Genomic DNA, 15,991 nt, shown 5'->3' with positions numbered 1-15,991 from the left:
CCACCGAGATCCCGCTGCAGGACATGATCGATCGCATGTTGTTCGCCGAGGCGCTCGAGACGCAGAAGTGCATCGACGAAGGTGTGCTGATGACCACCGCCGACGCCAACATCGGCTCGATCATGGGCATCGGCTTCCCGCCGTGGACGGGTGGCTCGGCGCAGTACATCGTCGGCTACGAGGGGCCTGCGGGTACGGGCCAGCAGGCCTTCGTGTCCCGCGCCAAGGAGCTGGCCGCGAAGTACGGCGAACGCTTCGAACCGCCGGCGTCGCTCAGCAGCTAGTCGCGTTGGCGCGAAAGTCCCCGAAACAACGGCGTTTCGGGGACTTTTGCGCGTCTCAGAAGGAACCCATGTCGGCGGAGAGCCAGTGCTCCGGCTTCATCCTGATGACGACGTGTTCGCCGAGTTCGTTGCGGGCGAACTCCAGGTACTTGTCGGCCGCCTCACCGCTCAGATACCGGCGGGTCATCTCCTCAAGTTGCGCGTCGGTGCCTGGCTCGATGCTGCTCACCGAACCGTCGACGGCGACGTAGCGCGTCGACGGTTCCAGCCGTTCCACCATCAGCGAGAAGAAGCCATTGGCCTCGATGAGCCGGGCCTTCCGGGAGCCGGGGGCGGTCAGAATCCACGGCTCGCCGCCCGGGGAGTACTGGTACCAGATCGGCACCGTGAGCGGTCCGCGCGTATCGCCCGCGTATGCCGACAACGCGGCGATGTGAGGTTCGGCCAGAAATTGTTCGCGTTCTTCTTGAGTAAGGGCCATGCATTCCACGCTAGCGCGACGTCCGGACAACTGGCTCTGGATACTTCGGCGCCCGCGGCCGTCGAGGGGGCGCTCGCCGCGTTGGGCCTGGCGCGCCGGGACTAGAGTCGGAAGGCATGCGCTTCGGACTCTTCATCCCGCAAGGCTGGCGACTCGATCTGGTGGACATTCCCACCGCAAGCCAATGGGGCGTGATGCGCGACCTGGCCACCTACGCCGACGGCGGACCATGGGATTCGCTCTGGGTGTACGACCACTTCCACACGGTCCCCGTGCCGACGGACGAGGCGACCCACGAGGCGTGGTCGTTGATGTCGGCGTATGCGGCCACGACTTCTCGAATCAAGCTGGGTCAGATGTGTACGGCGATGGGCTACCGCAACCCGGTCTACCTGGCCAAGGTCGCCGCCACGGCCGACATCATCTCCGGCGGTCGGATCCAGATGGGTATTGGTGGCGGCTGGTACGAGCACGAATGGAAGGCCTACGGTTACGGCTTCCCGTCGGCCGGCGTCCGACTAGGCATGCTCGACGAAGGCGTGCAGATCATGCGCGACGCCTGGCGTGACGGTCGGGTCAGCCTCTCGGGCAAGCACTACCAGGTCGACGGCGCGATCGTCGCGCCAAAGCCGTTGCAGGAGAACGGTATTCCGCTCTGGATCGCAGGAGGCGGCGAGAAGGTCACCTTGAAGATCGCCGCGAAGTACGCGCAGTACACGAACTTCACCTCCGAGCCAGAGGGTTTCGTGCACAAGTCCAAGGTGCTGGAGGGGCACTGCGCCAAGGTCGGCACCGACTACGGCTCCATCGTGCGGTCGGCGAACTTCAACGCGATCGTCGGTTCATCGGAGGCCGACGTGGCGCAGCGCGTCGAGCGGATTCGCGCGCGGCAGGCCACCAAGGCGAACCAGGAGGCGGTTGAGGCGATGCTCACGAATGCCACTTCGCCGGACTCTGCCAGCGGCACGCCTGAGCAGATCGTCGAGCGGCTGACCCGCATGCGCGACCTCGGCTGCGAGTACGCGATCCTCTACTTCCCCGAGGCGGCCTACGATCGCTCGGGCATCGAGCTGTTCGAGCGCGAGGTCATCCCCGCGCTGAGTTGACCCAAACACCTGCCGCTGCGGCGTCACGGGCGAAGTCGGCGAAGTCCTTGGGCTCGCGGCCAAGTGCCCGTTGCACGCCGTCGGCGAGTGAGGAGTTGCGGCCGTCCAGCACCGTCGTGAAGAGATACCGCAGCAGGTCGATCTCTGCGGGCGGCACCCGGTAGTCGGCAAGGACGGCCGCATAGTCGGCCATCGACACAGTCTGAAAATCGACGACTCTGTTTGTGGCCGAGCTGATTTCGGCGACCGCATCGGCAAAGGTGAGCAGCCGCGGGCCGGTCAGCTCGTAGATCTGGCCAACGTGGCGGTCGTCGGTCAGGGCGGCCACGGCCACGTCGGCGATGTCGTCGGCGTCGACGAAGGGTTCTAGGACGTCACCGACGGGCAAGGCGACGGTGCCCGCCAACACGTCGTCGACGAAGTTGCCTTCGCTGAAGTTCTGCGCAAACCAGGTAGCGCGAACGATGGTCCACCCCAGCCCCGAGTTCCGTATGACGGCTTCGGCGCGTTGGGCCTCCTCCTCGCCGCGGCCCGACAGGAGCACGAGTCGCTCGAGCTGGGCCGCACTGGCGAGTTGGGTCAATTCGGTGATCGCCTCGCACGATCCCGGCGCAGCCAGGTCGGGGCTGTACGCGACGTATGCCGCCGTCACGCCGGCCAGGGCGGGGGCCCAGGTACCGGGCCTCTCCCAGTCGAACGGTGTTGCCGAGGAACGGCTTCCGTGTCGGACGTCGTGGCCGAGTTCAACGAGTCGGGCGGTGACGCGCCTGCCGGTCTTGCCGGTGCTACCAATGACGAGGATGGTGTTGGTGTTGGTCATGCCGCCATTCAATGGCGAACGATCGAGACGATCCATGGTTGATCGGCTCGATCGCATACGTGATCGTCTTCAAGATTGGGTGCGGTGGCTCAAGACATTGACGACGTTGCCCGACGGGTCCTCGAAGAAGAAGCGTCGCACGCCCCACTCCTCGTCGGTCAGTGGGTGGACGATGGTCAGTCCCGCTGCCACTGCGGCGGCATGAGCGCCATCGACGTCGTCAACCTCCACGGACACGTCGGGATTGACGGGCGCGGTCAAATCCTTTGTCATCAAGCTGATCTGGTGGCTGTGGTCGGCGTCCGCGAGAGTCAGGATCCAGCCGTGGTTCATCACCTCGGCCAGACCCAATGTCTCGACGTAAGCGGCGCGCGCACTATCTAGATCGGCGACGGTGAGGATCGGCACTACCCGTCGCACCGTCATATCGCGGGGCCCAGCAGGTCGTCCGCGTCCTTGATGATGTACCCGTAACCCTGTTCGGCCAGGAACCGCTGCCGGTGTGCGGCGTACTCCGCGTCGAGGCTGTCGCGCGACACCACGGAGTAGAAGATCGCTCCGCCGCCGTCGGCCTTGGGGCGCAGAAGTCTGCCCAGTCGCTGCGCTTCCTCCTGCCGCGATCCGAACGTTCCCGATACCTGCACTGCCACACTGGCTTCAGGGAGATCGATGGAGAAGTTGGCAACCTTGGACACCACCAACGTCTGGATCTCGCCCGTTCGGAACGCCTGGTACAAGCTCTCGCGTTCGGCGGTCTTGGTCGATCCCTGAATCACCGGGGCGTCGAGTTCGCGCCCCAGTTCGTCCAACTGGTCGAGGTAGGCGCCGATCACCAGCGTCGGCTCGCCGGGATGGCGGGCCAGGATCGACTTGACCACGGCAATCTTGGTGTGCGCCGTCGAGCAGAGCTTGTAGCGCTCCTCTGGCTCCGCCGTCGCGTAGATCATCCGTTCGTTCTCGGTCATCGTGACGCGTACCTCGATGCACTCGGCCGGAGCGATCCAGCCCTGCGCCTCGATGTCCTTCCACGGCGCGTCGTAGCGCTTGGGACCGATCAGGCTGAACACGTCGCCCTCGCGGCCGTCCTCACGGATCAGCGTTGCCGTCAGCCCGAGCCGCCGCCGGGACTGCAGGTCGGCCGTAATCCGGAAGACGGGAGCAGGCAGCAGATGCACCTCGTCATAGATGATCAGCCCCCAGTCGCGGCTGTCGAACAACTCCAGATGTTTGTACTCACCCTTGGTGCGACGCGTGATGACCTGATAGGTCGCGATGGTGACGGGGCGAATCTCCTTGCGTTCCCCGGAGTATTCGCCGATCTCCTCCTCGGTGAGCGTGGTCCTGGCGATCAGCTCACGCTTCCACTGCCTGCCCGCAACCGTGTTGGTGACGAGGATCAGCGTCGTCGCCCCGGCCTTCGCCATCGCCGCCGCACCGACGATGGTCTTGCCCGCACCGCACGGCAGCACCACGACGCCCGAGCCGCCCGCCCAGAACGAATCCGCCGCCATCTCCTGGTAGTCGCGCAGCACCCAGCCGTCCTGCGCCAGTTCGATCGGATGCGCCTCGCCGTCGACGTAGCCTGCGAGATCCTCCGCGGGCCAGCCGATCTTGAGCAGCATCTGCTTGATGTGCCCGCGCTCGCTGGCGTGCACGACGATGGTGTCGTCGTCGATGCGGGCGCCGAGCATCGGAGCGATCTTCTTGTTCCGCAGCACCTCCTCGAGCACCGCGCGATCCAGGCTCACCAGCAGCAGACCGTGCACGGGACTCTTCACCAGCTGCAGACGGCCGTAGCGGGCCATCGTGTCGACGATGTCGACCAGCAGCGGCTGGGGCACCGAATAGCGCGAGAACGACACCAGGGCGTCCACCACCTGCTCGGCGTCGTGCCCTGCCGCGCGCGCATTCCACAGCGCCAACGGAGTGATGCGGTAGGTGTGGATGTGTTCGGGCGCGCGTTCCAGCTCGGCGAACGGGGCGATCGCCGCCCGCGCCGCGCCGGCCAGTTCGTGATCTACCTCGAGCAGCACCGTCTTGTCGGACTGCACGATCAGGGGGCCCTCAGTCATCGCGATCCCGCTCCGCTTTTTGCTGCAAAGTCATCGCGCTGCCCAGTCATTCCGTCCATTATCCCGGATCGGCCGACACGACCGACGTCACGCGGTGGATCGCGAAGTCCCGCACCCGACCGGCAGCCGGATCGTAGGCGGTGAGCTGGCCGCCGCGGACGTTGATCGGCGCGACGACGCGCTGTGTTGCGACGCCCGCCGGGTCGACGTAGCCGATGACCACCGACTCCTGGCGGTGCGCGGCGCCGTGGAGCTGGGCCATCGCCTCGGCGGGGTCGAGCCGGGTGCCGTCGTTCGGGGTGGACGCCACCTTGCGCAGGACGGCGACGATCGCGCCGAGCGTCTGAGACGTCGGTCCCTGGGGCGGCCGATAGCCCCGCCGCCGCCCGGGGGTGGGCACCCGTGAGCCGCGCGACCGGATGTCCACGATCGCGCCGGAGGAGTCCTCAGCGGCAGGCGCGAAGCCCGCGGTCCGCAGCGCCGCGAGCACCTCGTTGATCGGCGACATCGACACGGCGACGGTCGGCGCCAGCGCTCGAACGTCCAGCTTCTCTAGCGCCGGAGCGGCGATCGCCTGAGTCAGCAGGACAGGATCCTCACAACGGACGAACGAGGCCGCCATGCCGACCCGCAGCTGTCCATGGCGACGCGCGACGTCATCGATCAGGTACGTCAAGCCTTGCGGCACGGGAGTCTTCGAGTGTCGGGCGAACAGCGTGTGCAGCTCGCTCGCGCTGAGACCGGTGTCGAGGGCGCGGCGGATGGACGGCTCGCTGATCCGGTAAACCATTGCGGCGCCCGCCGACTCGACCGTTGCGACCGCCGACAGCTGCTCCGCGAGCGCCCGATCCAACGGCCCCGGCACCACCACCGTGAGGTCGGCCTGCAGCAAGAAGTGGTCGATCGGCGCGGGCAGCACCTTGTTCATCGCCGCGACGACCGCGTCCTCCGCCTCACCGGCGAGCAGCCGGCGGCTCGGGCTGGCAACCGCACCCCTACCGATCACGCCAACGGCGTGCGCCTCGGCGAGCAGGTCGGAGACCGGTTTGAGTTGAAGCCGTGCCGCCCAGCGCGGCCGAAGCCACGTCATCGCCCTCGACGCGCCAGCGGCGTCGACACCCGCGCCCGGCGGCAGGTCGGCGAGCGTCGCCAACAGAAGCCTGCGGTCCAGCGGCGCCGCCGTCGAGTACAGCGAATCCGACAGTGCGCCATACGGTTTGCCGTCGGGACCGCGTTCTCCAATGAGGCCGGGCCTGGCGGGCAGATCCAGCCAGGCCGACGCGATCAGATACCACCGCACGGCGGTGGGGGATTCGAGGAACCGATCGGCGGCCAGTGTCGGCGCCCAGTACGACGCGGCGCCATCCAACGGATCCGGCTCGGGGATGCCTGCCGCGATCAGGCCCGCCGCGGAGGCCACCTCGAGGATGAGGCCCACTCGGTCGTCGTCCACGCCCGTGCCCTTGGTGAGCCGCTTGAGTTCGCGGACCCCGAGGCCGCCGCTACGCAGTTCGGGGATCGGTGCGCTGGAGAGCGTTTCCAGCACCACGTCGACTTCACGGAGCAGGTCCATCGCAGATCCGGCCGCGGCCGCGTCGACGTCGACGACGGACGTCGACGTCACCGTGGGATCGGGCCGTACCAATCCCACTGGGCCCGGCGATTCCCCGCGCATCAGCTGCCCGACGAGGCGCGGCAGGATCACCGTGTCCTCGTCGACCTGGCGCAGCAGCCCGGCCGCCAACAGGCGCTGGACGGGCCGGTCGGCGGAGGTGCCCGGTGCGGCGTCGCGGGTGCGGCCGATCGGTGACCCCTCGACGAGGCGCTGCAACAGTTCGAGCTGGGGTCCGTCCACGCCGTCCAACAGTTCGACGATGCGGTCGGCATCGAGCCCGTCGGCCTCGAGGGTCACCTGGCCTGGATGCCACGGCAGGCCCGCCGCGGATTCCGGCGCCACCCTCAGGGCCGTCTCACCCCAGGCCAATGCGCGGGCCCGCAGAACATCGATGGCGGCATTCAGATCATCCTGGCCTGCCCGATCGCCGATCAGGGCGACCAGTTTGGTCACGGGGACGCCGCCACCGTCGGCTCGCAACACCAGCAACGCGTCGAGCACCACCAAGGCCAGGAAGTCGAGTCCGTCGGTGGCGGCCTTGACCGACTGCCTGGACTGCGCCCTGGCGGCCAGCGCGGAGATCGATCCCGGGGGTGGTTGGGCCAAATCTGGTCGCAGCTCCAACAGGCGGACGAGCTGATCGTCGGGCAGCTCGGCCAGCCAGGCGCCCAACGGCACGACGGGAGCTGATTCGGACATTGGCTACCAGCCTAAGCCAGACCGCTGTATCCGACCCGCGCCAGCGCCCCTACGTCCCCCCGGTCGCTCCGCTCCTGCCCGCCGGTACATCCCCCGGTCGCTCCGCTCCTGCCCGCCGCACTCGCCAGCACACGACGCGCCTGCCACAATGTGAGGCGTGGCTGACAAGAAACCGCAGAAGAACCGCTACGTCGACAACGGCTGGCCCGCCAGCGACGAGGACGACCACGCGGTCAGTGAGCTCGCCGCCGACCGCACCGGCGCGCTGTCCCCGTTCGGCGACCTGACGTTTCCGCTGCCTGCCGAGGACCTGCCCTACACGCACCCGGTCACCGTCATCAACAAGTAGTCGTGACAGCCCGCCCCGATCGGCTGTCGCACCTGGATGAATCGGGCGCGGCGCACATGGTCGACGTCACGGCCAAGGACGCCACCAAGCGCACGGCCGTTGCGACCGGCGTCTTGAGGACCCGTCCGGACGTCGTGGAGTTGATCGCCACCGGCGGGCTGCCCAAGGGGGATGCCCTGGCCACCGCCCGGGTCGCAGGCATTCTCGCCGCGAAGCGCACCAGTGACCTGATCCCGTTGTGCCACCAGCTGGCACTGACCGGTGTCGACGTCGAATTCGGCATCGGCACAACGGAAGTCACGATCACAGCCACGGTTCGGACCACCGATCGCACCGGCGTCGAGATGGAAGCGCTGACCGCCGTCAGCGTCGCCGCCCTGACGCTCTACGACATGCTGAAGGCCGTCGACCCCGCGGCCACCATCGACGGCATCGCGGTGCTTCGCAAGGACGGCGGCAAGACGGGCACGTGGACGCGGACATGACCCGATCGGCACGGGTGATCATCGCGTCCACCCGCGCGGCCAACGGTGTCTACGAGGACCGCACCGGGCCGGTGATCGTGGACTGGCTCGTTCAGCGCGGGTACGAGGTGAGCTCACCCAGTGTGGTGGCCGACGGCCGCGCGGTGACCCAGGCGCTGTTCGCGGCGCTTGGGGAGAAGGTCCACTTGATCCTGACCTCCGGCGGCACCGGTATCTCGCCGACGGACGGGACCGCGGACGCGACGGCCACCATCGTCGACTTCCAGATCCCGGGCCTGGCCGACGCGATCCGGCGTTCGGGACTGCCGCACGTGCCAACCTCGGTGCTGTCGCGCGGGGTGTGTGGTGTACGCGACGGCACCCTGATCATCAACCTGCCGGGATCGCCCGGCGGCGTAAAGGACGGTCTCGGCGTGCTGGCCGACGTGCTCGAGCACGCACTGGACCAACTCGGCGGAGGAGATCACCCACGATGAGCGCAAGCGTTCTGCGAGCCGACCTGAGCGATCGGATGATCGAACTCGCCGAGCACGAGGCGCTGGTCATGGACCGCGCGGCGGGGGCCGTCGTCGGCTTCGTTGGCGTGGTCCGCGACCATGATGGCGGCCGCTCGGTGACGCGGTTGGAGTACTCCGCACACCCAACCGCGCAGCAGACGTTGGCCGACGTGGCGGCCGAGATCGCCAGGGACTGTGAGGGCGTTCGTGCCATCGCCGTCAGCCACCGCATCGGCACGCTGAACATAGGTGACGCCGCGCTGGTCGCGGCCGTCGCCGCGGATCACCGCAGGGCGGCGTTCGAGACGTGCGCACTGCTCGTGGACACGGTCAAGGCGCGCTTACCCGTGTGGAAGCACCAGTTATTCGTCGATGGGTCCGACGAATGGGTGGGCTCGGCTTAGTTAGTTGCCTGGGGCCGGCGGCAGGAGGAGGGCCGGATCGCCAGGAGCGGGCGGCAGCGGCGCAGCGGCGTCACCCGGGGTGATCGGCACGTTCGGGCCCGGAGCCTGCTCCGGAATCGGCGTGTTCATGCCGCGCTGGGACAGCCCCATGACGAGGGCTTCCTTGCCGCTGATGTCGTGGTTTTGGACCGCTTGCCACAGGTCCTTGAGGTAGCTGGTGTTGGGGCCGTCGGTGCCCGCCGCGGCCGGATCCATCGTGGCGCCGGGCGGTAGCGCATCCGGGCTGGCGAGGTGCTGGATGCCGTTCGGCGGAACCGGCAGAGCGCCGTCGGTCACCGCCTGGTTGGCCGCGTCGAACACGGGTGCGGGGACGTCGACGTTGTTCAGGGGAGCCAGCGGATCGGGGGCGGGCGCAGCCGCCGCGGGATCCGGCAGCGGAGGTGCCGGGAGGACCGGCAGTGCCGGGTCGAGCGGAAGCGGTGCGCCGTGCAACGCCCACGTCTCGGGTCCGTCGGCCGGAGCCGGGGCGGCGTCCCAGTCGGCGACGTCAACGGTGGGGATCGGTGCGTCCGGCGCAGGATCCAGATTCAGTGGCGGCGCTTCCACGGGAGCGTCGAGAGGCACTGCTGCCGGGTCTGGCGCCGGCGCAGGCATCGGGGTGTCCAGGGAGACGTCTACGGCGTCCGCGGGGGGCGGGGGTGCGATCGGATCGGCGGGCGGGGGAGGCAGCGGTGCGTCGAGCGCGACCTCTTCGACCGGCGGAGGGGCATCTGGCACGGGCAGCGGCGCGTCGAGTGCCACGGCTTCGACTGGCGCTGGCGGAATCTCGCCACCGAGATCGGGGTTGTCGAGGGGAGCGGCGTCCGCGAGGACGTTGCGGGGCGTGCTACCGGAGAGTCCGTGTCCACATACGGGCCATGCTCCGCGGCCCTGGCCGGCGAGCACGCGCTCGGCGACGGCGATCTGCTCGTCCTTGCTGGCGAGGTTCGCGGCGGGCGCGTATTCAGTGCCACCGTGTCCGGCCCACGTGCTCGGCGAGAACTGCAACCCGCCCTGGTAGCCGTTGCCGGTGTTGATGGCCCAGTTACCGCCGGATTCACAGCCGGCGACCCGGTCCCATTCGCCGTCGGTCGCTGCGCCGGCGTGACCGGCGAGGGCGAGGCTGCCACTACCGAGCACGGCGCCGGTGAAGGCGATCTTGGCGACTTTCTTGGCCGAGCTGGTGGTCTTGCGATGCCGTCCACTCATGGGTGTAGAAGGTCCTCTCGTCCACGCCTACGAGGTCAGCTGTCGGGTTCGGGCTTGAGAGGTCGCCCGGCCGCCACCTTTCGGTTTCGGCTTCACCCCAAGGAATCGCACGCGATTCCTGGTCCCTGCAAATCGGTGGACCGGTGGGTCCCCCGCCTCCATCCCTGAGGTAGGTCTTGACCATGTCCAACGGATGGAGCTCGGCGTAACTGGGCATGGCGGGCCACTGATTAGGGTCGAGTGGCTTGGGATAGGACGTTAACGGGTACTTCGGTTCTCGTCACCTCGGGCAGGTGTCGGCGTTTCGCTGCCCAGCAAATCTTGTGAGAATCTTAAAAGGGCAGCAAGGCGCGACGTTTACGCAGGGAATCGTGGCGGTGAACAGCGCGTGTGACACTTTGTGACCGTTTCGTTATGTGATGCAAATCACCGTCATCCGCCCGCGAAGGGCGGTAACACATCGACGGTCTGGTTTGTTTCGAGTGGCTTTCGCACGTCGCGAACCGCCACTCCGTCACACAGGAACGAGCATCGGTCGAGCACGGTGGCCAGCCGCTGGCCGCGCGTTCTGAGGGTCGCGAGAAGATCGGTCACCGTCGCGCCCGATGCGACGGACACGGTCTCGGTCTCCACCCCCGCGGCGGCCCGCGCCGCGGCGAAGTAACGCACGGTCACTTCGATGGTCGAAGCCGTCACCATCAGCCGCCGATCGCGCTCATCGGGCGCTCCGGCTGTTCGAACCCGGGCTCGTTGATCCCGTGCCCCGCAGGCTTGGCCCACATGGCCGCGCGCCAGGCGGCCTCGACGGTGTCGTCGTCAGCCCCGCGACGCATCAGGCGCCGCAGGTCGGTCTCCTCGCGGGAGAACAGACAACTACGCACCTGGCCGTCGGCGGTGAGACGCGTTCGGTCGCACGCGCCGCAGAAGGCCTGCGACACGGACGCGATCACGCCGACGGTGCCTGGTCCGCCGTCGACCCGCCACAGTTGGGCGGGGGCCGATCCCCGCGGCGCCGGGTCCGGCGTCAAGTCGAAGTTGCGGCGTAGCGCGCTCAGGATGCGGTCCGCGTCGATCGCCTCCTCGCGTCGCCACTGATGACCGGCGTCCAGCGGCATCTGCTCGATGATGCGCAGCTGATAGCCGTGGTCGAGACAGAACCGGAGGAGTGCGGCAGCGTCGTCGAGGCCCGTCACCGGATCGAGCACCGCATTGACCTTCACGGGAGACAGCCCGGCGTCGGACGCGGCAGCCAAGCCCTCCAGGACGTCACCTAGGCGGTCGCGACGGGTGATGCGGGCGAAGCGCTCGGCATTTACGGTGTCCAGCGAGACGTTCACCCGGTCGAGGCCGGCGGCCTTGAGTCCGGCCGCGCGGCGGGCGAGCCCAATTCCGTTGGTGGTGACCGCCGTCTGCGGGCGTGGCGACAGTGAGGTGGCCGCCGCGATGGCGCCCTCGAGATTTCGCGATAACAGCGGCTCGCCACCGGTGAAGCGGACGTTGGTGATGCCGAGGCGGGTCACGGCGATGGTCAGGAGTCGAGTGAGCTCCTCGGGACGCAACAGGTCGTCGCCGGGCAGCCAGTCGAGCCCCTCGGCGGGCATGCAATAGGTGCAGCGCAGGTTGCACCGATCCGTCAGGGACACCCGTAGATCGGTGGCCGCCCTGCCGAACGTGTCTAGGAGGGGGCCGTCGGTGGGTGCGCCGCTCGGCGATGGCAGCGCCGACCGCACCGATGGCAAACCCAGTCCCGTCACGGTCATGAGAAGGCGCCCTGGGTCGTTGGCACGATCTCCTTGCCCAATGGGAACAGCGACACCGGAATCAGCTTGAGATTCGCCAGCGCGAGGGGGATGCCGATGATGGTGATCGCCATGGCGATCGCGGTGACGACGTGGCCGATCGCCAGCCAGATGCCGCACAGAATCACCCAGATCACGTTGCCGATCAGGGCGCCCGGGCGTGCCCCGGGCTTCTCGACGACGGTGTAGCCGAACGGCCAGAGGGCGTAAATGCCGATCCGGAACGCGGCGAAGCCGAACGGGATCGTGACGATGAGGATGAAGCACAGAACTCCGGCCAAGAAGTACCCAAGCGCCAGCCACAAGCCGCCGAAGAGCAACCAGACGACGTTCAGGATTAGGCGCATTTCACCTCCAGCAGTGGCTCCCAGCCTACCGGCGTGTGCCTGGCCGGGACCTAATCAGGTACCGGCCGCGGATGGCGTCCTTGTAGGATCATCGCATTCGCGTCCTGCATCGGCGGGACGCGTTCATTGCGTCAATTGTGAAACGAGCGGGTGAGACCAGTGCCGACCGGCAAGGTGAAGTGGTACAGCGCCGAGAAGGGCTTCGGCTTCGTGTCCCAGGAGGACGGCGAAGACGTCTACGTGGGATCGTCAGCTCTCCCGTCGGGCGTGCAGGAGCTCAAGGCCGGCCAGAAGGTCGAATTCGGCATCGCGGCTGGGCGCCGTGGTCCGCAGGCTTTGAGCCTGAAGGTGATCGAACCGCCTCCGAGCGTCGTTCGCACCCGCCGAGAAGCCGCCACTCCCGAGCACAAGCACACGCCCGACGAACTTCACGGCATGGTCGAGGACATGATCACCCTGCTCGAGGGTTCGGTGCAGCCCGAACTGCGCAAGGGTCGCTACCCCGATCGCAAGACGGCTCGTCGGATTTCCGAGGTGGTCAAGGCCGTCGCGCAGGAGCTCGACGCCTAATCGGCTTGCTCGCGAGATCGACACCACGGTTGCGGATCGACCGCAATCACGACGCTGACGTCGATCTCGCGACGGTTCGGTAGTCGTTGGCCGGTGGGGGAGAATCAACCCGTGAGCTCCTATGTCGCCCAGGCGGGCGAGTTCAGCCGTGACACCAAGTACATCGAGACGCGCATCACCGCCGACGGCCGGGACGGGTATCCGGTCGAACCCGGTCGCTACCGCCTGGTGGTGGCCCGCGCCTGTCCATGGGCCAATCGGGCGATCATCGTCCGTCGACTCCTTGGCCTGGAAGAGGTTCTGTCCATTGGCTTTTGCGGGCCAACCCACGACCAGCGCAGCTGGACGTTCGACCTCGACCCCGGTGGCGTCGACCCCGTCCTGCAGATCCCGCGGTTGCAGGACGCCTACTTCAAGCGCTTCCCGGACTATCCGAAGGGCATCACGGTGCCCGCGATCGTCGACGTGCCGACGGGAGCGGTCGTCACCAACGACTTCCCGCAGATGACGCTCGACCTGTCCACCGAGTGGTCCGCCTACCACCGCTCCGGCGCACCGCAGCTCTACCCGGAGGCGCTGCGCGCGGAGATCGACGAGGTGGCCAAGCGCATCTACACCGAGGTGAACAACGGCGTGTACCGGTGCGGCTTCGCGGGCTCCCAGCACGCCTACGACGCTGCCTACGACCGGTTGTTCACGGCGCTGGACTGGCTGTCGGAAAGGCTTGCCGCCCAAAGGTTCCTAGTGGGAGACACGATCACCGAAGCGGACGTCCGGCTGTTCACCACGCTCGCCCGCTTCGATCCCGTCTATCACGGGCACTTCAAGTGCAATCGGCAGAAGCTCGACGAGATGCCGGTGTTGTGGGCCTACGCGCGCGACCTGTTCCAGACCCCCGGCTTCGGCGACACCATCGACTTCGTCCAAATCAAGACGCACTACTACGTCGTGCACGCCGACATCAACCCGACCCAGGTGGTGCCGAAGGGGCCGGAGCTAGCCAACTGGCTGTCGCCACACGGTCGGGAAACCTTGGGCGGCAGGCCCTTCGGTGACGGGACGCCGCCTGGACCGACGCGTGACGGCGAGCAGGTGCCTGCCGGCCATTCTGCCGACTAGGACCACACCGTCGCCACCGACCACTCGGCGTGCGGCCACGGAAACTCGTTGTTCTGCTCGTCGCGCACCAGGGTGGGAAGCTGCACCGCGATGCCGGTCAACCTGCCCCGATGTGGGTCGACCGTCGGGATGGTGACCGCCAACTTGCTGTCCGGCCGGAATTCCTCGACGGCGGGCTCACCACCGCCTTCGTAGGCGCGGATCAGAACCCACGGCGCCCGTGCGATGGCAGGGGGCACCGACAGCTGTACCGGATCCCGTGAGGTGACGACCAGTTCGCCGATGGTTTCTGGGGTATCGCACCTGGTGATCACGAAGACGTCGCAGTACCGGTAGGGACCGATTCTCACCAGTTGGCCGTGGGTGTAGGCGCTGATCTCGGGGTGCTTCTGGGCGGGAGTACGGGTCAGCTGCCAGATGAGGGCTCCGGTGGCCAGTGATGCGACGACCGCCACTGCTGCCAGGATGACGATGACGCGTTTCATTCGCGCACCGCCGACGCCGCGCCGCGGCTCTCCTGCTCCGCGAACACGGGCCGGTTGCCGCCGAGTCCGGGAATCAGGGAGTCCCCGCTGTTGCTCACCAGCGTCTGGGCCAGGCCGAGGATGAGCACCGCCGTGATTGCGGTGAATCCAACCCACAGGTCGGTGTAGATCAGCACGCCCGTCGCGCCACCTGCGACCCAGGCGAGTTGCAGTAGCGACTCGGAACGCCCGAAGGCAGAAGCGCGCGACTGCTCGGGCAGGTCGTCCTGCAGCGAGGCGTCGAGCGATGCCTTCGCGACGGCACTGGCCCCCGACGTCACCAACGTGGCAAGGGCGGCGACGTACAGATTTCCGGAGACGGCGGTCGCCAACGACATCGCGGTGACCGCCATCGCCGCCCGCACCACCAGACGTGAGGGATTTCCGAGTTGGAGGCGGGCCGCGGTGAAGTTGCCGACGAAGTTGCCGATGGCCGCGGCGGCGCCGATCAGGCCGAGGATGCGCAGCTGTTCCCAACCGCTGGCGTCGTGGGACTTGGCGACGAAGGCGGGATAGAGGAAGAGGAACCCGACCATCACCTTGATGGTGCAGTTGCCCCACAACGACGTGATGATGTTGCGGCCCAACGGTTGTCGGGTCTTGTCGGTGACCCCGGGTTCGGGTAGGCGACTGAACTTCTCGGTAGGACCGTGGTAGCTCAGCGTCGTCGGCACCTCACCCGCGGTGACCTCCACCCACTTCGGGATGCGCATCGAGAGGAAGGCTCCCACCACCGTCACGGCGACGCAGACGTACAGCGCGCCAGGAAGGTGGAAGAGCCCGAACAGGTACTCCACGCCCGCGGCGACGGCGCCTCCGGCGATGGTGCCGCCGAGCAGACCGAACATGGTCAGGCGCGAGTTCACCCGAACCAAGTCGATGGAGGGCGGCAGCACACGTGGCGTGACCGCGCTGCGCAACACGCTGAACGACTTCGAGAGGACCATCATCCCCAGCGCGCACGGGTAGAGCACCCAGGGCGGGAAGCTGCCGGTGGCCGGGTCGTAGTTTGCGATCAGCACCACGGCCAGTGCGGTGCGGATGGCGAACGACGTGGCGAGTGCGACGCGCCTGCCGTGCTGCAGCCGGTCGATGGCGGGGCCGATCAGCGGAGCGATGACGGCGAACGGCGCGATGGTGATGACGAGGTACAGCGCGACCTTGCTCTTGCTTTCGCCAGAGGCTGCGGCGAAGAACAACGTATTGGCAAGTGCGACGGCCATTGCGGAGTCGGCGGCGAAGTTGGCCATGACGGGATAGGTCAGTGCAGTCAGCCCCGATTTGTCGGCGCCGTCGGCGGTGGCCGCCTTCTGGAAGAGCCCGTACACCTTCGAGCCCATTTCGCGCCCGCGCTCTGCGGCGCCCCTTGGCCTGCCCGCCGACTGTCCGACACCCCCGGGGAATGGGTCACCGGCGTCCGTACGGGCGGCCCCGTCTCGGGCCTGGTCGATCGGCGGCAGCCATCGGTTGGCGCTCGACGGCTGGCCGCCGCCGCGCGGTCTGGAGGGATGGGACGGGCTGCTCGGGTAGTTGGCCATGCCGGGATGCTCGCCACGATGGCCTCCCGGCGGA

Annotated in this window: 18 protein-coding genes, 1 pseudogene and 1 riboswitch; of the genes and pseudogenes, 8 read left to right on the top strand and 11 right to left on the bottom strand. The window is 67.8% G+C overall.

The features are described from left to right. Window positions 1-284, top strand: a pseudogene (locus tag QOD90_RS24215) (3-hydroxyacyl-CoA dehydrogenase); the annotation flags it as partial. Window positions 285-339: 55 nt separating this feature from the next. Here QOD90_RS24215 and QOD90_RS24210 read toward each other — a convergent pair. Further along, window positions 340-765 (bottom strand): pyridoxamine 5'-phosphate oxidase family protein, encoded by a 426-nt coding sequence (locus QOD90_RS24210; RefSeq protein WP_526353844.1) that lies wholly within the window; start codon window positions 763-765, stop codon window positions 340-342. Between the two features lie 116 nt (window positions 766-881). Between QOD90_RS24210 and QOD90_RS24205 the strand changes: the two genes are divergently transcribed. After that, window positions 882-1,871 carry an LLM class F420-dependent oxidoreductase gene (locus tag QOD90_RS24205; RefSeq protein WP_526353843.1) on the top strand — a complete coding sequence of 330 codons (990 nt, stop codon included), beginning with the start codon at window positions 882-884 and terminating at the stop codon, window positions 1,869-1,871. Here the strand turns inward: QOD90_RS24205 and QOD90_RS24200 are convergent. The 4 genes from QOD90_RS24200 to QOD90_RS24185 all read right to left on the bottom strand — a co-directional run bounded on the left by QOD90_RS24200 (window position 1,852) and on the right by QOD90_RS24185 (window position 7,077). Then, window positions 1,852-2,691 carry an SDR family oxidoreductase gene (locus QOD90_RS24200; RefSeq protein ID WP_526353841.1) on the bottom strand — a complete coding sequence of 280 codons (840 nt, stop codon included), beginning with the start codon at window positions 2,689-2,691 and terminating at the stop codon, window positions 1,852-1,854. The genes QOD90_RS24205 and QOD90_RS24200 overlap by 20 nt on opposite strands. 69 nt (window positions 2,692-2,760) lie before the next feature. Next, complete coding sequence (locus QOD90_RS24195; protein WP_526353839.1) at window positions 2,761-3,117, bottom strand: VOC family protein; 357 nt, start codon at window positions 3,115-3,117, stop codon at window positions 2,761-2,763. Beyond that, on the bottom strand, window positions 3,114-4,763 hold the full coding sequence (locus QOD90_RS24190; RefSeq protein WP_526353837.1) for a DNA repair helicase XPB: 1,650 nt from the start codon (window positions 4,761-4,763) through the stop codon (window positions 3,114-3,116). The genes QOD90_RS24195 and QOD90_RS24190 overlap by 4 nt, the downstream gene beginning before the upstream one ends. Before the next feature lie 58 nt (window positions 4,764-4,821). After that, window positions 4,822-7,077: a helicase-associated domain-containing protein gene (locus QOD90_RS24185; RefSeq protein ID WP_526353835.1), complete on the bottom strand. Its 2,256-nt coding sequence runs from the start codon at window positions 7,075-7,077 to the stop codon at window positions 4,822-4,824. A 157-nt stretch (window positions 7,078-7,234) separates the two neighbouring features. On the opposite strand from QOD90_RS24185, the gene QOD90_RS24180 reads away from it, so the two are divergent. Genes QOD90_RS24180 through QOD90_RS24165 form a run of 4 tightly spaced genes read left to right on the top strand, consistent with a single transcriptional unit; the run spans window position 7,235 to window position 8,812 of the window. Then, on the top strand, window positions 7,235-7,426 hold the full coding sequence (locus tag QOD90_RS24180; protein ID WP_526353833.1) for a hypothetical protein: 192 nt from the start codon (window positions 7,235-7,237) through the stop codon (window positions 7,424-7,426). A 2-nt stretch (window positions 7,427-7,428) separates the two neighbouring features. Further along, complete coding sequence (gene moaC, locus QOD90_RS24175; protein WP_526353831.1) at window positions 7,429-7,911, top strand: cyclic pyranopterin monophosphate synthase MoaC; 483 nt, start codon at window positions 7,429-7,431, stop codon at window positions 7,909-7,911. Further along, window positions 7,908-8,387, top strand: a complete 480-nt coding sequence (locus QOD90_RS24170) for a MogA/MoaB family molybdenum cofactor biosynthesis protein (protein ID WP_526353829.1) — start codon at window positions 7,908-7,910, stop codon at window positions 8,385-8,387. Before moaC ends, QOD90_RS24170 begins: the two co-directional genes overlap by 4 nt. Beyond that, window positions 8,384-8,812, top strand: a complete 429-nt coding sequence (locus tag QOD90_RS24165; RefSeq protein ID WP_526353827.1) for a molybdenum cofactor biosynthesis protein MoaE — start codon at window positions 8,384-8,386, stop codon at window positions 8,810-8,812. The genes QOD90_RS24170 and QOD90_RS24165 overlap by 4 nt, the downstream gene beginning before the upstream one ends. Here the strand turns inward: QOD90_RS24165 and QOD90_RS24160 are convergent, their stop codons facing one another. The 4 genes from QOD90_RS24160 to QOD90_RS24145 all read right to left on the bottom strand — a co-directional run bounded on the left by QOD90_RS24160 (window position 8,813) and on the right by QOD90_RS24145 (window position 12,206). Next, a complete protein-coding gene (locus QOD90_RS24160; RefSeq protein ID WP_526353825.1) occupies window positions 8,813-10,060 on the bottom strand; it encodes a transglycosylase family protein in 1,248 nt (415 codons plus the stop codon). A gap of 9 nt (window positions 10,061-10,069) precedes the next feature. Further along, window positions 10,070-10,246: riboswitch (cyclic di-AMP (ydaO/yuaA leader) on the bottom strand. 246 nt (window positions 10,247-10,492) lie between these two features. After that, a complete protein-coding gene (locus tag QOD90_RS24155; protein WP_526353823.1) occupies window positions 10,493-10,759 on the bottom strand; it encodes a MoaD/ThiS family protein in 267 nt (88 codons plus the stop codon). Beyond that, window positions 10,759-11,820 (bottom strand): GTP 3',8-cyclase MoaA, encoded by a 1,062-nt coding sequence (gene moaA, locus QOD90_RS24150; RefSeq protein WP_526353821.1) that lies wholly within the window; start codon window positions 11,818-11,820, stop codon window positions 10,759-10,761. The genes QOD90_RS24155 and moaA overlap by 1 nt, the downstream gene beginning before the upstream one ends. Beyond that, on the bottom strand, window positions 11,817-12,206 hold the full coding sequence (locus QOD90_RS24145; protein ID WP_526353819.1) for a YccF domain-containing protein: 390 nt from the start codon (window positions 12,204-12,206) through the stop codon (window positions 11,817-11,819). Before QOD90_RS24145 ends, moaA begins: the two co-directional genes overlap by 4 nt. A gap of 159 nt (window positions 12,207-12,365) precedes the next feature. Between QOD90_RS24145 and QOD90_RS24140 the strand changes: the two genes are divergently transcribed. Continuing rightward, the gene (locus QOD90_RS24140) at window positions 12,366-12,776 is read left to right on the top strand and encodes a cold-shock protein (RefSeq protein ID WP_526353848.1); all 411 of its coding nucleotides are present in this window, start codon (window positions 12,366-12,368) and stop codon (window positions 12,774-12,776) included. 111 nt (window positions 12,777-12,887) lie between these two features. Then, window positions 12,888-13,895: a glutathione S-transferase family protein gene (locus QOD90_RS24135; protein WP_526353818.1), complete on the top strand. Its 1,008-nt coding sequence runs from the start codon at window positions 12,888-12,890 to the stop codon at window positions 13,893-13,895. Here the strand turns inward: QOD90_RS24135 and QOD90_RS24130 are convergent. After that, a complete protein-coding gene (locus QOD90_RS24130) occupies window positions 13,892-14,380 on the bottom strand; it encodes a DUF2771 family protein (protein ID WP_526353816.1) in 489 nt (162 codons plus the stop codon). The two genes, QOD90_RS24135 and QOD90_RS24130, sit on opposite strands and share 4 nt — an antisense overlap. Continuing rightward, window positions 14,377-15,957: an MFS transporter gene (locus QOD90_RS24125; protein ID WP_526353814.1), complete on the bottom strand. Its 1,581-nt coding sequence runs from the start codon at window positions 15,955-15,957 to the stop codon at window positions 14,377-14,379. Before QOD90_RS24125 ends, QOD90_RS24130 begins: the two co-directional genes overlap by 4 nt. Window positions 15,958-15,991: the final 34 nt, after the last annotated feature.

The organism is Mycobacterium sp., assembly GCF_032161845.1.
In the GTDB taxonomy this organism is placed as follows: Bacteria; Actinomycetota; Actinomycetes; order Mycobacteriales; family Mycobacteriaceae; genus Mycobacterium.
Note: the sequence above shows the minus strand (reverse complement) of the source record. Positions and strands in the feature narration are given on the sequence as shown.